Source organism: Actinacidiphila oryziradicis, assembly GCF_005047355.1.
Classification (GTDB): domain Bacteria; phylum Actinomycetota; class Actinomycetes; order Streptomycetales; family Streptomycetaceae; genus Actinacidiphila; species Actinacidiphila oryziradicis.
The window spans coordinates 1-17,912 of sequence record NZ_SUMC01000131.1 but is presented as its reverse complement, the minus strand read 5'-3'; the positions used below and the strand labels follow the sequence as shown (position 1 = coordinate 17,912).

General features: G+C 69.5%; 18 protein-coding genes and 3 pseudogenes. 13 read left to right on the top strand and 8 right to left on the bottom strand.

The features are described from left to right. Window positions 1-454 precede the first annotated feature (454 nt). Window positions 455-994 (bottom strand): DUF6461 domain-containing protein, encoded by a 540-nt coding sequence (locus FCI23_RS48570; RefSeq protein WP_136730405.1) that lies wholly within the window; start codon window positions 992-994, stop codon window positions 455-457. Between the two features lie 362 nt (window positions 995-1,356). Between FCI23_RS48570 and FCI23_RS48565 the strand changes: the two genes are divergently transcribed. Continuing rightward, window positions 1,357-1,779, top strand: a complete 423-nt coding sequence (locus tag FCI23_RS48565) for a hypothetical protein (protein ID WP_136730404.1) — start codon at window positions 1,357-1,359, stop codon at window positions 1,777-1,779. On the opposite strand, the gene FCI23_RS48560 is transcribed toward FCI23_RS48565, so the two are convergent. Next, window positions 1,772-3,310 carry an ISL3 family transposase gene (locus FCI23_RS48560; protein WP_246144769.1) on the bottom strand — a complete coding sequence of 513 codons (1,539 nt, stop codon included), beginning with the start codon at window positions 3,308-3,310 and terminating at the stop codon, window positions 1,772-1,774. The two genes, FCI23_RS48565 and FCI23_RS48560, sit on opposite strands and share 8 nt — an antisense overlap. 104 nt (window positions 3,311-3,414) lie before the next feature. Here FCI23_RS48560 and FCI23_RS48555 point away from each other — a divergent pair, with 104 nt between their 5' ends. The 4 genes from FCI23_RS48555 to FCI23_RS48540 all read left to right on the top strand — a co-directional run bounded on the left by FCI23_RS48555 (window position 3,415) and on the right by FCI23_RS48540 (window position 6,819). Then, a complete protein-coding gene (locus tag FCI23_RS48555) occupies window positions 3,415-3,813 on the top strand; it encodes an SDR family NAD(P)-dependent oxidoreductase (RefSeq protein ID WP_136730403.1) in 399 nt (132 codons plus the stop codon). Next, window positions 3,770-4,447, top strand: coding sequence for an ArsR/SmtB family transcription factor (locus FCI23_RS48550; RefSeq protein WP_136730402.1), 678 nt, complete (start codon window positions 3,770-3,772; stop codon window positions 4,445-4,447). Before FCI23_RS48555 ends, FCI23_RS48550 begins: the two co-directional genes overlap by 44 nt. Next, window positions 4,444-5,640, top strand: coding sequence for a cysteine desulfurase family protein (locus FCI23_RS48545; protein WP_246144768.1), 1,197 nt, complete (start codon window positions 4,444-4,446; stop codon window positions 5,638-5,640). Before FCI23_RS48550 ends, FCI23_RS48545 begins: the two co-directional genes overlap by 4 nt. Before the next feature lie 189 nt (window positions 5,641-5,829). Continuing rightward, window positions 5,830-6,819 carry a trans-sulfuration enzyme family protein gene (locus tag FCI23_RS48540; RefSeq protein ID WP_211265810.1) on the top strand — a complete coding sequence of 330 codons (990 nt, stop codon included), beginning with the start codon at window positions 5,830-5,832 and terminating at the stop codon, window positions 6,817-6,819. Window positions 6,820-7,858: 1,039 nt separating this feature from the next. On the opposite strand, the gene FCI23_RS48535 is transcribed toward FCI23_RS48540, so the two are convergent. Next, a complete protein-coding gene (locus FCI23_RS48535; protein ID WP_136730401.1) occupies window positions 7,859-8,206 on the bottom strand; it encodes a YidH family protein in 348 nt (115 codons plus the stop codon). Window positions 8,207-8,235: 29 nt separating this feature from the next. Here FCI23_RS48535 and FCI23_RS64350 point away from each other — a divergent pair. From FCI23_RS64350 to FCI23_RS48520, 3 genes and pseudogenes are all read left to right on the top strand, one after another. After that, window positions 8,236-8,634 (top strand): annotated as a pseudogene (locus FCI23_RS64350) (molybdopterin-dependent oxidoreductase); the annotation flags it as partial. Continuing rightward, the gene (locus tag FCI23_RS58865; protein ID WP_265737838.1) at window positions 8,574-9,293 is read left to right on the top strand and encodes a molybdopterin-dependent oxidoreductase; all 720 of its coding nucleotides are present in this window, start codon (window positions 8,574-8,576) and stop codon (window positions 9,291-9,293) included. The pseudogene FCI23_RS64350 and the gene FCI23_RS58865, both read left to right, overlap by 61 nt. 147 nt (window positions 9,294-9,440) lie before the next feature. Beyond that, a pseudogene (locus FCI23_RS48520) lies at window positions 9,441-10,028 on the top strand (TSUP family transporter); the annotation flags it as partial. A 49-nt stretch (window positions 10,029-10,077) separates the two neighbouring features. Here the strand turns inward: FCI23_RS48520 and FCI23_RS48515 are convergent. After that, the gene (locus FCI23_RS48515) at window positions 10,078-10,386 is read right to left on the bottom strand and encodes an immunity 53 family protein (RefSeq protein WP_136730400.1); all 309 of its coding nucleotides are present in this window, start codon (window positions 10,384-10,386) and stop codon (window positions 10,078-10,080) included. Between the two features lie 69 nt (window positions 10,387-10,455). On the opposite strand from FCI23_RS48515, the gene FCI23_RS48510 reads away from it, so the two are divergent. After that, window positions 10,456-11,577 carry an IS630 family transposase gene (locus tag FCI23_RS48510; protein ID WP_136730399.1) on the top strand — a complete coding sequence of 374 codons (1,122 nt, stop codon included), beginning with the start codon at window positions 10,456-10,458 and terminating at the stop codon, window positions 11,575-11,577. A gap of 17 nt (window positions 11,578-11,594) precedes the next feature. Here FCI23_RS48510 and FCI23_RS63420 read toward each other — a convergent pair whose 3' ends face one another. Continuing rightward, window positions 11,595-12,083 (bottom strand): hypothetical protein, encoded by a 489-nt coding sequence (locus tag FCI23_RS63420; protein ID WP_169317327.1) that lies wholly within the window; start codon window positions 12,081-12,083, stop codon window positions 11,595-11,597. Between the two features lie 574 nt (window positions 12,084-12,657). On the opposite strand from FCI23_RS63420, the gene FCI23_RS48500 reads away from it, so the two are divergent. Together FCI23_RS48500 and FCI23_RS48495 are read left to right on the top strand one after the other, a co-directional pair. Continuing rightward, the gene (locus FCI23_RS48500) at window positions 12,658-14,124 is read left to right on the top strand and encodes an MFS transporter (protein WP_136730398.1); all 1,467 of its coding nucleotides are present in this window, start codon (window positions 12,658-12,660) and stop codon (window positions 14,122-14,124) included. A 61-nt stretch (window positions 14,125-14,185) separates the two neighbouring features. Further along, entirely contained in the window at window positions 14,186-14,419 is a 234-nt protein-coding gene (locus FCI23_RS48495) for a hypothetical protein (RefSeq protein WP_136730397.1), read from the top strand. Here FCI23_RS48495 and FCI23_RS48490 read toward each other — a convergent pair. Together FCI23_RS48490 and lgt are read right to left on the bottom strand one after the other, a co-directional pair. After that, the gene (locus FCI23_RS48490) at window positions 14,362-15,192 is read right to left on the bottom strand and encodes a phosphatase PAP2 family protein (protein WP_136730396.1); all 831 of its coding nucleotides are present in this window, start codon (window positions 15,190-15,192) and stop codon (window positions 14,362-14,364) included. The genes FCI23_RS48495 and FCI23_RS48490 overlap by 58 nt on opposite strands. Then, a complete protein-coding gene (lgt, locus tag FCI23_RS48485; RefSeq protein WP_211265807.1) occupies window positions 15,189-16,217 on the bottom strand; it encodes a prolipoprotein diacylglyceryl transferase in 1,029 nt (342 codons plus the stop codon). Before lgt ends, FCI23_RS48490 begins: the two co-directional genes overlap by 4 nt. A gap of 194 nt (window positions 16,218-16,411) precedes the next feature. Here lgt and FCI23_RS48480 point away from each other — a divergent pair, with 194 nt between their 5' ends. Further along, complete coding sequence (locus FCI23_RS48480; protein ID WP_136730395.1) at window positions 16,412-16,930, top strand: MarR family winged helix-turn-helix transcriptional regulator; 519 nt, start codon at window positions 16,412-16,414, stop codon at window positions 16,928-16,930. Window positions 16,931-17,353: 423 nt separating this feature from the next. On the opposite strand, the gene FCI23_RS61485 is transcribed toward FCI23_RS48480, so the two are convergent. Continuing rightward, on the bottom strand, window positions 17,354-17,635 hold the full coding sequence (locus FCI23_RS61485; protein WP_246144767.1) for a hypothetical protein: 282 nt from the start codon (window positions 17,633-17,635) through the stop codon (window positions 17,354-17,356). A 16-nt stretch (window positions 17,636-17,651) separates the two neighbouring features. On the opposite strand from FCI23_RS61485, the pseudogene FCI23_RS48470 reads away from it, so the two are divergent. Further along, window positions 17,652-17,912: pseudogene (locus tag FCI23_RS48470) on the top strand (integrase); the annotation flags it as partial.

Sequence of the window (17,912 nt, the reverse complement as noted above, 5' to 3'; positions counted from 1 at the left end):
CCCGGATCCTGGTGGGGCGGACGACCTTGTGGTCTCCGTGTTCCCCGCCCGTGCGGCGCCGGTCCCTCGGTCGATGCAACCGTGCCGGCCGGACCGGCTGTTCCCGGCGCGGCCGCTTGACCTTCCAGGCGTCGGCGTTCAACGCGAACGAGGTACAGGCGCGACCTGCATGTCTCAGCGCCACGTCGGATCCGACTTCCATCCGGCACCAGCCGTGAGATTCCGACACGAAATTTGAGATGTCCTGTCTCAGAGGGGCTGGCCCGAAGCCAGGGCTGTGACCTGCGGCGACCAGTTCGACTGCGACAGGTGGCAGTCCGAAATCTCAAATGATCTGGTCCGGCGCGTGCGGATGATGCTCGTCGTCCCAAGGTATGTCGTCCGTCGGTGTCGTTTCGAAGTGACCGCAGTCCGGCTATGGCTCTCGGCATGATCGGTCCGACCGAGTGCGCCCCTACCGCTCCCGCACTCGATACAGGGGGAGCCTGCCGACGACGATGTCCCGCTTTCGCAGCCGCAGTCCGAAGTGCTCTTCGATCGCCAGCATGCTCAATCGCTGACCGCGCTGTCTGTGGGCACCGCACGCCTGCCGCCAGGGGAGGACACCGACCTTCTCCAGGGCCGGAACCAGCAGGTCGGACTCCCGTCCCCACCGCCGGGTCTCCTCACCGATACCGAAGGAGCAAATGTGAATCCCGTCCTTGTAGTAGGCGAACATCGACGGCGGATTCCACGGAGTCATCAGGAAGCTGATCGCCTCCGCCCCGTCGCGTGAGACGGCCCGCAATCCGGCCTCCGTATAACCAGCAGCGTCGCCGTACTCAACGGCAAAGGACCAGTCGCCGGCTCGGCCCACCCTGGCGACACCGTCGATGTCCGGGTCGGTGAGCAGATCCGCCGCTTCTTCCGCGGATGACAGCCGTAGCTCCTGCCCCGGGCGGGCTCCCAACCGTGAGGCAAGATCAACCGGGTCGACACCACGCGCGAGCGTCACGCATTCAACTACATACGGCTCCAGGAGCCATCCAATGCCGCTGCCGTCAGCCACAGCGCCCACCCCATTCGAATGATCTACCTCTCGCATCCTCCCCTGGGACTCTGACAGCGGACAGCCCGCGGCCTCCCACAACTTGACTGACCGGCCACGACCTTGCCGATCCCCTGGGTGAGAGCACTACTGACGGCCCCGCCAGGCCTCTCCACCTGATACGGCGCTCGAATCGGACCAGATCAACTGAGACCGGGTCCAGATCGGTTGAGACGGGACATGAGACCCTACAACTATCCAAGGACAGAGTTCGGTGAAGTCGGTCATTGGCCTGACAGCTGAGGGGCGGTTCCGGTAGGTCTGTGCGGGTGACCAAGCAGAACGCCTCCGTGCCCAGCCCCTCCGAGGACAGCGAGCCCACCTCTGTCGCCGAGACCGTGAAGAGGCTGTACAAGAAGAACAAGAAGGCCATCGTCGGCACCACCATGGCAGCCGCCGTCGCGACCGGCCTGCTCATCAAGTTCGCCAAGGGGCAGCACGTCACCGAGGACATCGAGACCGACGAGTCGCTCAGCTGTGACACGCCGCTCCCCGACCTCGTACCCCGGGACCAGGGAAGCCAAGTCGCAGACTTGCTGAGCAGCATCGCGGGGCACCTGATGAAGATCAACGGTCAGGCCAGCGAGAAGGCCACGGCAGCCTGCGTTGAAGGGGTCTATCAGGATTTAGGCTCTGACAAGATTTTCGTAGCCGGTGATCGGGACGAAATGACTGGTCCGAGGGTCAGTTGAGCAGGATGCGCTGGCGGAGGAGGGCGAAGCCCGCGCGGCCGTAGGTCTGGCGTTTGAGGAGTTTCGTCTTGTTGTTGATGCCCTCGGTGGTTCCGTTGCTGTAGGGCAGGTCGAGTCCTGCCTGCACGGCGGCACGGTCTTTTACCAGGCCGCGGACGAAGCCGTGCAGCGCCGGGAGGTCGTCCGCGCTCACGGCTTCGATCCATTCCTGAAGGGCGGCGTGCTCGCCGGCGTGGTGTTCATGGTGGGCCAGCAGCTTCGCGAAGGCGGTGACGTGGCCGGTCAGGGCTGTCATCTCGGGGCAGAGTGCAGTGAGTTTGTCGCGATGGGCGCCCGGCTCCACGGCCAGGTGGTCGGGGTCGGTCATGATCCAGGAGGTGAGACGGCGGACGGAGGGGTCGACCGGTGACTCCTCGGCCCGGCCCTGTTCGAGGTAGCGGACCAGCAGATTCGGGCTGCCGGTGTAACCCAGTACGCGGATCTCGGCGAGGAGCGTGGTGGTGGCCACCGGCCCGGCCGCCCGACGCTCGCGCAGGTGGTCACGGAAGGGATCGACCAGGCAGCGCCGGTACTGGGGCGGGCGGATCAGCTGTTCGGGGTCGCCGACGCGTGCATACCGCTTGACCGTGTTCAGCGCGAGGCCCAGGCGTCGGCCGGTCTCGCACAGGCTCACTCCGGCCTCCAGCGACTCGTGCACAGCGGCGTGCCGCTGCAGGACGCGCTCATTGCGTGACCCGGGCGTCGCCTCGGGCGCCGCCGTGCGCCAGCACGCGGCGTGCGCGGACACCGTCTTCTCCACCGCGGCGGCGAGGTTGTGCCACAGGTACCAGCGGTCGCTGATCTGCACCGCATCCGGAAGCGCATCGGAGATGGCCTGGGCGTAGGAGGCTGAGCCGTCCCGGCAGACGATCTCCACCCCCGGATGCGTACCCAGCCAGGTGATCAGTGTGCCGGCGGTGCGGTCGGGCAGCACATCGACACGGGCATGGGTCATCACGTCGATCAGAATGGTGGCGTAGCGGTGGCCGCGTCGCAGGGCGAAGTCGTCGACCCCCAGTACCCGGGGCACCGGCGGAGCGGGCAGCTTCAGAGCCATCAGCATGGTCAGCAGCGTGCTGCAGCTGACTAGTTGGTGCAGGTGAGGCAGCAGCCGGATGCCCGTCTTGCCGGCGAGCGCCACCGCGACCGCGCCCAGAAGCCGCTGTAAGGCCGGCGTGCGCCGCTGATAGCGGACTGTCAGCCCGTCTGTCTGTTCCACGAACGTGGTCTTCGGGCACTGTGGGTTCTCGCAGTACAGGCGGCGTACCGATAAGTCGATCACTACCGGGCGGCCGCCGACCGCCTCGTCGGCGACGTGTCGTACGTACCGGCTGTGCAGCCAGTCCGAGGACAAGCCACAGCCCGGACACGCGACCGAGACGCCGTCCCGGGTCCGCGCCAAAATCCGGATCAGCTCCGTGCCGACCTGCACTCCCTCGATCCGCACTGCGGCCAGCTGCGGCAGCAGGATCTCCAACTCGACGTCATACACGTCCCATCCTGCACCCGGAACAGGGAAAAACCACGCACCTCGACGCATTCGATCACCGGCTACGAAAATCTTGTCAGAGCCAAATTAATTGTGGAGGCACTGCAATGCCCAAGACAATCGCCGTACTTGGGGCCGGCCCCGGCCTCGGCCGCTCCGTCGCGCGCCGCTTCGACCAGGAAGGGTTTCAGGTCGCCCTCGTGGCCCGCACCCCGTCGCGGCTGGACGCCCTGACCGAGGAACTGGCCGAAGAGGGAATCGAGGCGGCCGGGTTCGCCGTCGACCTCGCCGACCGGAGCGCGCTGCCCGGCGCGATCGAGGCCATCACCTCGCGTTTCGGCCCCATCGACGTACTGGAGTACGCCCCCGCCGGCCCCGACTGGCTCCCCCGGCAGATCCCGATCCGCGACGCGGACGTCGAAGCCTACACATACAATATTCCATGGATCTATGGAGGATGCTATGGCGGAGAGCACCACGGTGAGCAGCAAGGCGCGGCTGTATGACGCGTTCGCGGCCAGCGGAAAGGCGCTGGCCAGTGGAAAGAGGCTGGAACTACTCGATCTGCTCGCGCAGGGCGAACGCACCGTCGACGCGCTGGCGAAGGCGGCCAGGCTGAACCTGACGACCGCCTCCGCTCACTTGCAGGCCCTCAAGCAGGCCGGGTTCGTCGCCACCCGCCGCGACGGCGTGCGTATCCACTATCGGCTGGCCGGCGACGATGTGGCGCAGCTGTTCGCACTGCTGCGCAAGGTCGCCGAAGCACACCAGGCGACCGTGGCACCGGCCCGTGCCGCGTATCTCGGCGACGGGGAAGGGCCGGAGGTCACCCGCGAGCAGCTGCGTGCCCGCGTCGAGGCCGGCAACGTGGCACTGCTCGACGTGCGGCCCGCGGAGGAGTACCTGGCCGGGCACATCCCCGGTGCAGTCTCCATCCCGGTCCAGGAGCTTGCCGGACGGATCAACGAACTCCCCGACGGCTCGGAGATCGTCGTGTACTGCCGGGGCGAGTACTGCGTGCTGGCCTATGACGCGGTGCGGGTACTGACCGAGCGGGGCCGCAAGGCGATCCGGCTGCACGACGGCATGCTGGAGTGGCGCCTGGCCGAGATGCCGGTCACCGCCGGAGACCTGGCGTGACGAGCAGCCCGCCGCACCCGGCCCTGGCCGATGGGCCCGTCTACCTCGACTACAACGCCACCACGCCGGTCGACCCCCGCGTCGCGGCAGCGACGGAACCCTACCTGACCGGCTGGTTCGGCAACCCTTCCAGTGGCCACCCCTACGCCGACCACCCCCGCCGGGGGCTGGCCGAAGCCCGCGCCCAGGTGGCCGCCCTGATCGGGGCCCGCCCGCACGAGATCGTCTTCACCGCGTCCGGGTCGGAAGCCGACCAGCTCGCCATCCGCGGCGCGGTCCTGGCCTGCGGCAGGCCCCGCCCGCACGTAATCACACAGACCACCGAGCACCCCGCCGTCCTTCAGACCTGCCAGGCACTCACGCGCCTGCACGGCGTACGCGTGACGTACCTGCCCGTCGACGCCGTCGGACTCCTCGAACCCGCCCAACTGGCCGCCGCCCTGGACGCCGACACCGTGCTGGTCTCGGTGATGGCCGCCAACAACGAAACCGGCGCCCTCCAGCCGGTCCGTGAACTCGCCGCCCTGGCCCGGCACGCCGGAGCCGCCTTCCACTGCGACGCCGCCCAGGCCGCCGGGAAAATTCCGCTCGACGTCGGTGAACTCGGCGTCGACCTACTGACGGTGGTCGGCCACAAGATGTACGCACCCAAGGGCACCGCCGCCCTGTTCGTGCGCGACGGCCTGGCGTTGGAGCCGGTCGTCTACGGGGGTGGTCAGGAACGCGGCCTGCGGGCCGGCACCGAGAACGTCGCCCTGGCCGTCGCACTCGGCACCGCCGCACGCCTGGCCGCCGACGACCTCGCCGCCGGCGCCGAACGCCGCACCACCACGCTGCGCGACGACCTCCACCAGCGCCTGGCCACCGCGCTGCCTGGCCGGGTGCAGTTGAACGGACCAGCCTCCGCACGGCTGCCGAACACGCTGAACATCAGCATCGACGGCGTACAGGGCCACCAACTCCTCGCCACCGTCCCGGGCGTCGCCGCCTCGACCGGATCGGCCTGCCACAGCGGCCGGCACACCCCCTCCCCGGTCCTGACCGCGATGGGCATCGCACCGGAGCGGGCCCTGGGGGCGCTCCGGCTGTCCCTGGGCCGCTGGAGTACACCCGCGGACATCACAACGGCGGCAGCACTGATCACCTCAGCCGCTGCCGCGCCAACGGGCCATGAGCCCGCCGCCCAAGGATGAAGGCAGGACACGCATGACCGAGGCAACCCCCGCGCAAGGCCAGGCACTGTCCACCCGTAGCGTGCACGCCGGGGAGACCCGCGATGCGCAAGGCGCGATCCACACCCCGCTGTACACGCACTCCACGTTCGCGTTCGACTCCACCGCCGACCTCCTCGACGTCGTCGAAGGCCGCACCTCAACCCCACCATCCGCTCGCTGGAAGCGAAGCTCGCCGACCTCGAAGAAGGCGAACAGGCCCTGGCCTTCTCCTCCGGCATGGCCGCTGAAGCCGCCACATTCCTGGCCCACACCCGCGCCGGCGAGCACATCGTGTGCATCGGCGACGTCTACGGCGGCACCTTCGAACTGCTCGGCGACAACCTCCCTCAGATCGGCATCACCACCACCTTCCTGCGCGGCGACGAGGTAGGCCGGCTGCCCGAGGTCCTGACCGACCAGACCCGGATCGTGTTCTTCGAGACCCCCTCCAACCCCACCCTGGACGTCTTCGACATCGCCGCCATCGCCGAGCAGGCCCACGCGGCCGGGGCGCTCACGGTCGTCGACAACACCTTCGCCACCCCGGTAAACCAGAGCCCGCTGCGGCATGGCGCCGACCTCGTCATCCACTCCGCCACCAAATATCTGGGCGGACACTTCGACCTGACCGCCGGCGCGCTCATCGGCCCCGCCGCCCTGCTGGCGCAGGTGGCGACGTGGCGCAAGAACCTCGGCCATCTGATCGCCCCCGAGACCGCATCCCTGCTGGCCCGCAGCATCCGCAGCCTCCCCGTCCGCGTCCGGGCCCAGAACACCGCCGCCGCGTCCGTCGCCGCATTCCTGGCAGCCCACCCGCGCGTGACCCGAGTCAACTACCCGGGCCTGGCCACCGGCGACCACAAGCGGATCATGGACGCCCGGATGCGCGCGGGCGGCGGCATGCTCAGCTTCGTCCTGGACGGCACCGCCGACGACACGGCCGCAGTTGTCGACCGGCTGCGCCTGTTCGCCATCGCCCCCAGCCTCGGCGGAGTCGAAAGCCTGGTCACCCAGCCCATCACCACGACCCACCACGGCGTCACCCCCGAAGAACGCGCCCTGCGCGGCATCGCCGACAGCATGGTCCGCCTGTCCGTCGGTCTGGAAGAAGCCGACGACCTCATCAAAGACCTTGACCAGGCCCTCGACGCCACCTGACATAGGCCGGCCCCGTCCACGGGGACGGGGCCCTCTTTCCCTCCTCCGACCGCAGCAAACTTGCCTAACAGGACTCCAACTTGCTGGGCCGGCTGACCTGCGCTTCCGCCTCTTCCGGCTCCGGGACTTCTTCCTGTACCGTACGGACCCGGCTCACCGGGGCGCGCACCGAGCAGCGGGCGGGCCGCCGCCCTTCGTCCGGTGGAAGCTGGGGATTATCGCACCACCGTACGACGCATCCCCGTCTGACAGGCCGACAGACCGTCGCGCAGATGGCAATCGGCCTGGAGACCGCGCGGGCCGTGTTTCGCTCATGGCTCCGTCGGGAGACCTGGGCACGGTCTGTTACCGAGTTCCGCGCAAGGTTTCGCACAAGCCCCGGCACTGCCCCTCCCGCCGACACCCGCCGCGCCCCGGGCACCACAGGCCGAGACGGTTAGGCGAACCGACATCGGATTCACGACCTCGCGCTCCGGATCAGCCCCGGTACGAGGTTCATGGACCGCATGGTCCCGCACGGGTAAGACACACGCCCGACCGGGCACCGGCCATGCCCCCCTTTCCCGGCCCGCCCCGGCTTGGTCGCCGGGGGCGGTCCCAATTGATCAGCTCTGGGACCCGCCCGGTTCACGTACCGGCCACAGAATATCTCGGCATATCCGATGCAATCTCGCCCGCTCACTTCGGTGTCTGTGTGGCGCGCTTGCCCCGAGCCGGCCCCCGTCATGGAGGGCAGATGGTGCCGGTCCGTGTCCGATCGAGCGGTGAACCACGGTCAAACGGGGGCACCGACGGACCACGCCACGGCCGCGTAGATTGAGCGTTCCAGCGGGTAAGAGCCAATTGGGCGGGTCTGGTGCTCGGTGATTCCCACGCTCACGTCACGGGCTTGTTGACGTTGCGACGAGGGCGCGTGTCAGCGGTCCAGGTCGTGTCCGTTGGGAAGGCGGGCGATGTGCACTTCGAGCAGTCGGACGTCTCATGGCCATAGTGGCAGGCGACAGCAGCGGGATCTCACCTTGCGGGCTAGGGCATGCGGTCACCAGAGCAGCAGCAGGGCTGCAGCGCATGCGACGGCCAGGACGACGCCCGCGACCAGTGCCCCTCCGGTCCGGCCGACGGCACCCAGCCGCTCCTGTCTGATATCGGCTGCGGCGCTCCGATAGCGCACCGCGGAGTAGGCCAACCCGATCGCACCGACAGCCATCAGCAGAGCCCCTGCGGCCAGTGACCGGAGACGGCCGTTCTCGACGAACTTGGCCACGGCCAGCCCGAGCGCCATCACGTTCGCCGCTGTGCGCAGCCACGCGAGGTAGGTGCGCTCGTTTGCCAGATGGTCCCGGGCGTGGGACGGGTCTGTGTCGTCCCCGCCTCGCTCCTTGCCCATGAGTCGCTCTCCTTCCGGGCGGCGCGGCAATGTGCACTCTGCGGCTGCTGCCGAATCCGAGCGGGATCGGAAGTGTCGCTTGGGGAAGATTCGAGGATAGTAGCTATACGGGCATATGGGGCAAACGAGACAATATGATAGTGCATGAGACTGACCCTTACAACGCCGAACCACCTCCTGACGCGCTCGCAGGTCAAGTCTTCACCCCCCTGGACACCTTCTACGGCCGCATTCACGGGCCGATCCCCCGAACGGATGCGGCGAACTGGCGGCTGCGGGTGGACGGCCTGGTCGATCGCACGCTGGAGCTGTCGATGAGCGAACTGGAGCGCCGCTTCCCCGAGCGGAAGGTGGCGGCGACACTGGAGTGCGCGGGCAACCGCCGCGCCGATCTCCTGGCGTTCCGCGGCATACCAGGCCAGGTCCCCTGGGGCCCCGGAACCACCCCACGGCATGCTGGAGCGGGGTGGGCCTGGCAGATGTGCTTGCCGAGGCCGGACTGCAGGCGGAAGCGGGCCACATCGCCTTTACCGGCACCGACGTGTCACAAGAGGCCGACCCACCAAAGCCCTACGGCGGCTCCATACCGATGGCGAGGGCCACCTCCAGCGAGGTGCTCTTGGCCTGGACGATGAACGGTCAGACTCTGCCCGTCGCGCGCGGCGCCCCACTGCCGGAGATTGCGCTGGGTATGCAGCTCAAGCACTTCGCCGCCCGCGGCCTGGCCAATCGGTCCACCCGCGACTACGCGGCGCCGGACACTGCGTGGGCAAGACACCTGGACGACGCCGTCCACGCCGCCCGGTTCCGTCGGCTGAAGGACCTGGACGGGGCCCAGCAGTGCGAGGAGATCGGCTTCGGCCCTGGAGCCGAACGCCTCGAGAACGTCTTCGACCAGATCGCAGCCACGGCCATGGTCCGCCACGGGGACGCCCGCTTGGAGGCGGACCTGCTAGAGCATGGCCAACGTCCTGCTTGTCCCTGCAGAGGCGTGTGCAGTTGGGTTCGTGTGGTCATCGGGCGGGCCGGACGCCGTGGCTGCGTTCGCCGCGGTCGTGACGCCCGGTGTTGCTTTCCCCGGCTTTAACGTGAGGCAAGTCACCTGCCCTGGGCGGCTATTGGTTCGTGCTGCAGCTGGCCTCCGCCGTGGCGGAGAAATGCCGTTGATCGTGCTTGCACCGCGAGTAGAGGCTGTGCGGGATCACTCGTGAACAGCAACCGCGAGGAGCCGTCTGTGGAGAGTGGCTGGGCCGCCGACCTCTTGCTGGGCGGCATCATCTTATTGGGCGCGTCGGTGCAGCGGCTGGCGGGGATCGGGTTCGCGCTCGTCGCGGTGCCCGCTCTGGTGCTGCTTCTCGGACCGGCCGAGGGCGTGGTGCTGGCGAACTGCGGGGCCGGTGCCATCAGTGCGGTCGGACTCGTCGGCAGCTGGCGGGAGGTCCGGCTGGCCGCGATGGTGCCGTTGGTCGCCGCCGCCGCCTGCACCGTGCCGACCGGGGCCTGGGCGGCCGCCCGGTTGCCCGAGCCGGCACTGCTGGTCGGCACGGGGGTGCTGGTGAGCGTTGGCGTGCTGCTGGTGATACGAGGCACTCGGGTGCCCGCTCTGCGCGGCGCCAAAGGAGCGCTGGCCGCCGGTGCCGCGAGCGGGTTCATGAACTCCTCGGCCGGGGTGGGTGGCCCGGCGGTTTCTTTGTATGCGGTGAATGCGGGCTGGACGGTGCGGGAGTTCGTGCCGAACGCACAGTTCTATGGGGTCACGGTGAACGCGTTCTCCGTTGCGGCCAAGGGCATGCCGCATCTCACTACGTCATTCTGGCTAGTGCTCTGACCGTATAGGTTCACCGGGTTGGTATCTCCGGCTCTGCACCGGCTCAGGGAGCGGTCGCGGTCGCCCAGGTACGGAACAGCGTGAGGGCCTCGGTGAGGTTTCTGGGGCCGCACGCGGCGTGGAAGGTTTTCTCAGCGGTCCAGGTCCGAACCCAGTCCTGCGTGCTGCGGTTGACGTCCTGACGGGGGTACTCGCGTTCTTCCAGGTCCGTCTCTTCCAGATCGATCTCGACGGTCCAACCGGGATTGTCGAGCGTGGCGATCCTCACGCCCCACTCGTGCTCCCAGTCGCCGTCGCACTGCCGCGCGTACCAGCTCTGCAGCCAGCCAAGAAGAGGCTCCGAATCGCTCATGGCAGGAGATGCTAAGCGAGACGCGCGCCGGGCTCGGGCGTGGCTGGTCCAACCGGCAGGGGAGAAGCGATGGCGGAACCGGTACGAGTACGCAGGCTGACCGACCAGGAGGGGCAACGACTGCAGCAGATCGTGCGCCGGGGCAGCACCAGCTCAGTGCGCTACCGCCGCGCGATGATGCTGCTGGCGTCAGCTGGCGGGAACCGGGTGCCGGTCATCGCCCAGCTCGTGGCGGCCGACGAGGACACCGTGCGCGATCTCATCCACCGCTTCAACGAGATCGGCCTGGCCTGCTTGGACCCCAAGTGGGCGGGAGGCCGTCCCCTCCTGCTCAGCGCTGACGACGAGGACTTCGTCGTCGCGACGGCCACCACCCGCCCGGTCAGACTCGGCCAGCCCTTCACCCGCTGGTCGATCCGCAAACTCGCCGCCTACCTGCGCAAAGTCCACGGCCGACTCATCCGCATCGGCCGCGAGGCCCTGCGCTGCCTCCTGTCGCGACGCGGCGTCACTTTCCAGCGCACCAAGACCTGGAAGGAGTCCACCGACCCGCAGCGAGACGCCAAGCTGGACCGAATCGAGCACGTCCTGGAGCACTTACCCGACCGTGCTTTCGCGTTCGACGAGTTCGGGCCGCTCGGCATCCGCCCCACCGCAGGATCCTGCTGGGCTCCGCAGAACCGACCCCAGCGAATCCCAGCGACCTACCACCGCACCCACGGCGTCACCTACTTCCACGGCTGCTACTCGATCGGTGACGACACCCTGTGGGGCGTCAACCGCCGCCACAAGGGTGCCACGCAGTCCCTGGCCGCGCTGAAGTCGACCCGCGCCGCCCGTCCCGACGGCGCCCCCATCTACGTGATCATGGACAACCTGTCCGCTCACAAGGGCGCCAAGATTCGGGCCTGGGCGAAGAAGCACCGGGTCGAGCTGTGCTTCACCCCGACCAACGCCTCCTGGGCGAACCCAATCGAGGCCCACTTCGGGCCCCTGCGGCAGTTCACCCTGGCGAACTCCCACCACCCCAACCACACCGTCCAGACCCGCGCACTCCACACATACCTGCGCTGGCGCAACGCCAACACCCGCCACCCCGACGTCCTCACAGCCCAGCGACGAGAACGCGCCCGAATCCGCAGCGAGAAGGGCATGCGCTGGGGAGGACGTCCCCTCGCCAACGCAGCATGACCCGCAACCCGGTGAACCTACGCGGTCAGAGCACTAGGGGGCGCGGCCGGGATCGCGGCAGGCGCTGTGATCGGGAAGGCGCTGGCGGAGCGGGTGCCGGAGAGACCGGCCCGGCTGATCGTGCTGCTGCTTGCGTTGGTCGGCGGGCTCACCACGCTTGGCAAGGGACTGTGGGGCCTGTGACCGTTTGGGGCTCCGGGGAGATGGGTGACGCGGCTAACCGCGGCGACGGTTTCGCACAAGTGGACGATTTCTTCGTGCTGGGCGGCGAGGCGGGCGAGGGCCTGGCCGCGGAAGTCGGTGCCCTCCCCGACCGCGCTCTCCGATGGGGCCAGCCGTTCCGTGAGTGCGGTGATCTCTGCTTTGAGCCGGGCGATCTGGGCCTCTGGTGGATCGGGAATCTCTGCGGTTTGCTGCAAGGATTGGAGACGGCGTTCGAACTCGGTGCGGAGGCGGGCATAGGGGCGGGCGCCGTAGAACGCACGGACACCGGCCGTAGGCGGCACCTCCGGCAGGCACTCGGCGGCGGCATCAGACGGGCAGGGTGTGCAGTAGCCGCATCTGCGCCCTAAACGCGCTTCGCGAGGTGTCCCGCAGAGCTGTGCGACAAGAAGGCCGGGAACGCCGCAGCAAGGCGGAGCACTACGCAGACACCGGCCTCGCCGGGAACCGCATGCTTGGTCAGCTCATCGAAGCGTACGAATCCGCAGAAACCGCGTTCCTCCAGCGTGTGTCGCGTCAGCCCCGACCTGGCCAGCCGCACGAGTTCATACACGGCATGGTCCCGCAGGTGTATGACACGTGTCCGACCGGGTGCAGGCTGTGCCCCCCCGGGTCCATTCCTGTTTGATGATCACGCCGGGTGACTTGCATGCTTACCCCAGGTGAGCCCCTGCTAGCTAAGCCACCGTCGGAGTCTGTTCCATCGATCAGCCCCGGGACCGCCCCGTTTACGTACCGGCCACAGAATATTTCGGTATCCGATGTAATGTGAGAAAGTATCGGGCCCGTCCCGTGGCGGTGGAGGGCGTGGCGTACCTGCCGCCGAGGCCCGCGTGACCGCCGCGAACAGGAGGAGATGTGACCAGCCGCACGACCCCGCCCCGAGCGGCGCGCCGCCGCTGGCCCGCGGCCCTGGTCCAGGAGCGGCCCCGCCCGGAGGGCATACGCTCGCGGCCGGGCGCCTGGCGGCTGGCTGTGGCCACGGTCTGCTTCGGCGCGTTCATGGGGCAGCTGGACGCCAGCATCGTCACTCTCACCTACGGCAGCCTGAGCACGCAGTTCCATGCGTCGCTGGCCGCGGTGGAGTGGGTCTCGCTCGCCTACCTGATCACGCTCGTCGCGCTGCTGGTGCCGGTCGGACGCCTCGCGGATGCCCGTGGCCGCAAGCTGTTCTACCTGTATGGGTTCGTGGTGTTCACGGCGGCCTCTGCCGCCTGCGGCCTGGCCCCCTCCCTTGGCGCGCTGATCGCCTTCCGCGTGGTGCAGGCCGCCGGAGCGGCGATGCTGCAGGCCAACAGCGTGGCGCTGGTGGCCACCAGCGCACCCCGGGAGAAGATGCGGACCGCGCTGGGGGTGCAGGCCGCCGCCCAGGCGCTCGGCCTGGCGCTCGGGCCGACCCTCGGCGGGGCGCTGGTGGCCACGCTCGGCTGGCGCTGGGTGTTCGGCATCAACGTGCCGATCGGGCTGGCCGCCCTGGTCGCGGGCCACTATCTGCTGCCCCGCACCCGCAGCCGCAACCCGGTTCCCGGTTTCGACTGGCCGGGCCTGGCCTGGCTGGCCACCGCCACCACCGCGCTGCTGCTGGGGGTGTCCGCGGCGTCCGGGCTGCCGGTGCCCGGCTGGGCGGCCGCCGTGCTGTTCGCCGTCGCCGCATGTGCGGCCTGGGCGTTCGCGGTACGCCAGCGGCGGGCCGCCGCCCCGCTGCTTGACCTCGCACTGTTGCGCGTGCCGGCCGTCTCCTACGGGCTGGTCGGGGCGCTGAGCGGCTACCTGGTCCTGTTCGGCCCCCTGGTCCTGGTCCCCATCGTGCTGACCGCCGCAGGCTCCTCCGAGCTCACCACTGGTCTGGTCCTGACCGCGCTGCCGGCCGGATTCGCTCTCGCCGCGACCGGCGCCGACACGTTCCTTCCCGGCACGCTGACCGACCGCGGCCGCTGCGTGCTCGGCGCCGCCGTGGCCAGCGGCGCACTGGCCACGATGCTCGCCCTCCCGGTGACCGCAGGCTGCCTGGCCCCGGCGCTCGCCCTGCTCGGACTGGGTCTGGGCACCTTCACCCCCGCCAACAACACCCTGATCATGGGCGCCGTACCCGCCGGCTCCTCCGGCACCGGCGGCGGCCTGGTTAACATGGCCCGTGGCCTGGGAACCGCACTCGGCGTCGCACTGGTCACCCTCGCGCTCCACCTCGCCCCCGCCGGCGGCGCGCCGAGTGGCGCCCGCTGGGCCCTGCTCGTCCTGCTGGCCGCCTCGGGCCTCGCCGTCCTCGCTGCCTGGGCCGGCCCCCGTCGGCGGCAGGCCCCGGCCCACGGTTCGTCCACCACCTGAGGCGAGGCGCCTTGGCGCCCCACCCACGCAAGACCGGCCCCGATCAGCAAGGACCACCAGCATGACAAGACTCCGCAGGACAGTCGTGCCGCCGACGGGCCACTGGCTGAGGGATGCCTGGGTGACCGGCGCCGACGCGGTTATCGCGACAGCCCTGGTGGTCAGCGGGCTGCTTACCCACATCCGCTGGCTGGCGGCCCTGGCCGGTCTGTGGGCGGTCCTGGCCCTGCGCCAGGGCTACCTGACCGTGCGGACCCGCCGCTCCGGCCGACCGGTTTCGGGCGGCCGGGGGTAGGCGGGCCGCCCGGTGAGCAGCCCCTGGATGAGGAACCCCATGGCGAGGGTGACGGCTCCGGCTGCGGCGTCGGTGACGAAGTGGTTGGCGGTGGCGAGGATGACGGTGAAGGTCGCCAGCGGATACACCGCCCCCAGCACGCGCACCCAGGTTCGGCGGGCCAGGAACGCCACCGTCAGGCCGCTCCAGGCGGACCAGGCAATGTGGACCGAGGGCATCGCCGCGTACTGGTTGGACAGCGACGCCACATCCCCCGAGGCCCACGAGCCCAAGGTGTGGTGCGCAGCGACGGTGTCGATGAACCCCGGGCCGGCCAGGAACCGCGGCGGCGCCAGAGCGCAGAAGGCGAAGCCCAGCAGAGCGAGCAACGTCGCGCCGTACAAGGCAGTGCGGGCGGAGCGGTAGCGGGCGGGATGACACACGTACAGCCAGGCCAGAACGGCGATCGGGACGATGAAGTGCAGCGTGGCGTAGCAGTAGTTCATCCCAACGATCAGCCAGCCCACCCGGTCAGCAGCATGGTTGACCCCCAGTTCGATGTTGACGTGCAGCAGCCGCTCGGCCCGCCGCGCGGTGCAGCGCCGCGTCCCGGAAGCGGGCACCGCGTTACGGGTGAGGGTGTAGGCCCAGTAGCCGAGCGCGGTTAAGGCCAACTCCACCCACAGACGCGGCCGGTCCAGCGGGCGCAGCCGGGCGGGCAGCAGCGGCCCCAGGCCGGGGCCGGTCGCCGCCGGGGCGGGTGCCGACGCGGTGTGCGCAGCGGCGGGCGTCACCGGCGCCCGCTGTCACTGCGGCCGGCTCCGGCGCCGGTGTCGGCGTCCCGCGCGGGATCCACAACAGCTGCCGGATCCGGCCGGGCGCTCTCGCCATCCGCGCCTCCTGCGGCTGTCGGCAGGCCCCCGGTGGCCTCCTCAGGCCGGTCGGCCTCGGTAGCCACGTCGGGTTCGGTGGCCGCGTCGGGTTCGCCTCCTACCGATGTCGTCGCCCCCGCTGGGATGCCGTCGGCGCCCTTCTTGCGCGTGACCAGCAGGTAGAGGAGAGCGCCGGTGAACAGGATCGCGGAGACCCAGTCGTTCAGACGCAGGCCGAGGAAGTGGTTGGCGTGGTCGATACGCAACGCCTCGATCCAGGCACGCCCGGCGGTGTACGCCACCACATAGCAGGCGAACAACCGTCCGCGCCGCAGCTGGTAGCGCCGGTCGAGGACCAGCAACAGGGCCATCACGCCCAGGTCCCACAACGACTCGTACAGGAAGGTGGGGTGGTACAGGGCAACGCCCGGCGAGTCGGCGGGCCGGTTCGCGACGTCGATGCGCAGCGCCCACGGCAGGTGCGTGGGGCCGCCGAAGAGTTCCTGGTTGAAGTAGTTGCCCCAACGGCCGATCGCCTGGGCCAGCACCAGGCCGGGGGCCAGAGCATCGGCGAAATCGGCGAGTTTGATGCCGCGCCGCCGACAGCCCAGCCAGGCTCCGACCGCACCGAGCATCACCGCACCGGGGATGCCGAGGCCGCCCTGCCAGATGTACAGGGCCCGGATCGGCTGCTTCCCGGCAGCGAAGTACAGTTCCGGGTCGGTGATCACGTGATAGAGACGGCCCCCCAGAAGCCCGAAGGGCACAGCCCAGAGCGCGATGTCGGCGATGACCTCGGGATTGCCGCCGCGTGCGGCCCAGCGCCGCTGGGTCAGCCACACCGCCGCGAAGACTCCGGCGATGATGCACAGTGCGTAGGCACGGATCGGGACCGGCCCGAGGTGCCAGACGCCCTGGGAGGGGCTGGGCAGGTACGCCAGCGTCATGGGGTGATCGCTCTCGCTGTACGGGTCCGGCCACGAGCCGGAGGGACTCGCACGAGATTACATCGGACACCGAACCTTTTGCGGGCCAGGGTGGACAGCGGGACCCTACGGCCCCCACGAGACGTTCTCGCCCTCCCGCAGACCCCGAACCACCCGGAACCACGGCATGCGGCAAACCTCAGTAAAGTTTGCGCATGCCCCCGCACCCCAGGTCCGGAACCACAAAGCCAGCGGCATCCGCGAGCCACGCCCAGGACGCCCGCCGCCTCACCGAGGCCGTCACCCGCCTGCGTCGCGCCCTGCGCGCCTCGATCCGCACCGACTACCCGTGGGAGACCCTGCCCATGGCCCAGGTCGAACTGCTCCAGGTCCTCGCCGAGCACTCCCCGGCCCGGATCGGCGACCTCGCCACCCGCCAACGCCTGGCGACCAGCACCGTCAGCGGCCTGATCGGCCAGATGATCACCGCCGGGCTCGTCGCCCGGGAAGTCGACCGCGCCGACCGCCGCGCCTCCGTCGTCACCCTCACCGACGCCGGCCACGACCAGCTCACCGCCTGGACCCAGGCCCACGAACGCCGCCTCGACGACGCCCTGGAGGCCCTGGACGACACCGACCGCGCGGCTGTGCGGGCCGCACTGCCCGCACTGTTCCGCCTCGCCGAACACCTCGACGACCCCGGCACGCTCAGCGACACGGCTGATGCGCCTTAAACGGATTCAGTGCTCACGCCCCGCAGGGCGGGCACGTCACCCCATCAGCGGTCCGGCTTCCCAGCCGACCAGCAAGGGCACGGTCTGAACCCAGAACTCGAACGGTTCCGGCGGCGGTAGTGCTCACCTGCTGGCGGCTACGGCACCGAGTCTCTCCGACGCGGCAAGCCCCACTGAGGACTCACTGGGGCTACCTCGCGGTCGCCTTCCTGGTCTTCATCGAGGACTTCGGTATCCCCGTCCCCGGCGAGTCTGCCAGTCGGAGGCGGGGGTCCGTTGTCCGATGCGCTGGGCACGAATCGGGATGACGCGATCGCCGTCCTACGCGACATGTTCTGCGGACGCACATGGCTGCCGCCCGCAGTCGGCCCACCACGGCCTGAACCAGGGCCAGTCACCCGGCCCCACCACGACTCACACACCTCAACCAACCTGCGAGCCCGACAAGTTGACAACGCCCTCGGCGAGGAATGCGGGCATGGGAACGTCGCGGTACTCCCCCTCGGCCCGGTGCTTGAGGGGGATGAAGCGGGTCTGGCAGTCCTCGCGGTTCGCCTTGGAGCTCACTTGCCGGCGCACCCGCAGGAAATCGGGGCGGCGACAGTCAGCGGTGAAGGCCAGGGTCTCGCTGATGCGCAGCCCCTGTAGGGTGCCAAAACTGGCGCGTAGCTTCTGATCAGGGCGTTTGCGGTTCCAGGTGATCATGGCATGCTGCGACTCTATGGCGTTGCGTGTGCTCTACCTGATCTTCATCCGGCTCCTCGGACTGGTCCTGCTGCTGTCCCGGTCGGAGGATGCCAAGAACGTTGAGCTCCTCGCACTGCGCCACGAGGTCGCGGTGCTGCGGCGCCAGCTGGGCACCCGGCCGCACCTGACGTGGCCGGACCGCGCCGTGCTCGCCGCCCTCGCCCGCCACCTCCCGAGCAGACTGCGCCGCCACCGTCTCGTCACCCCCGGCACCCTCATGGCCTGGCACCGCCGA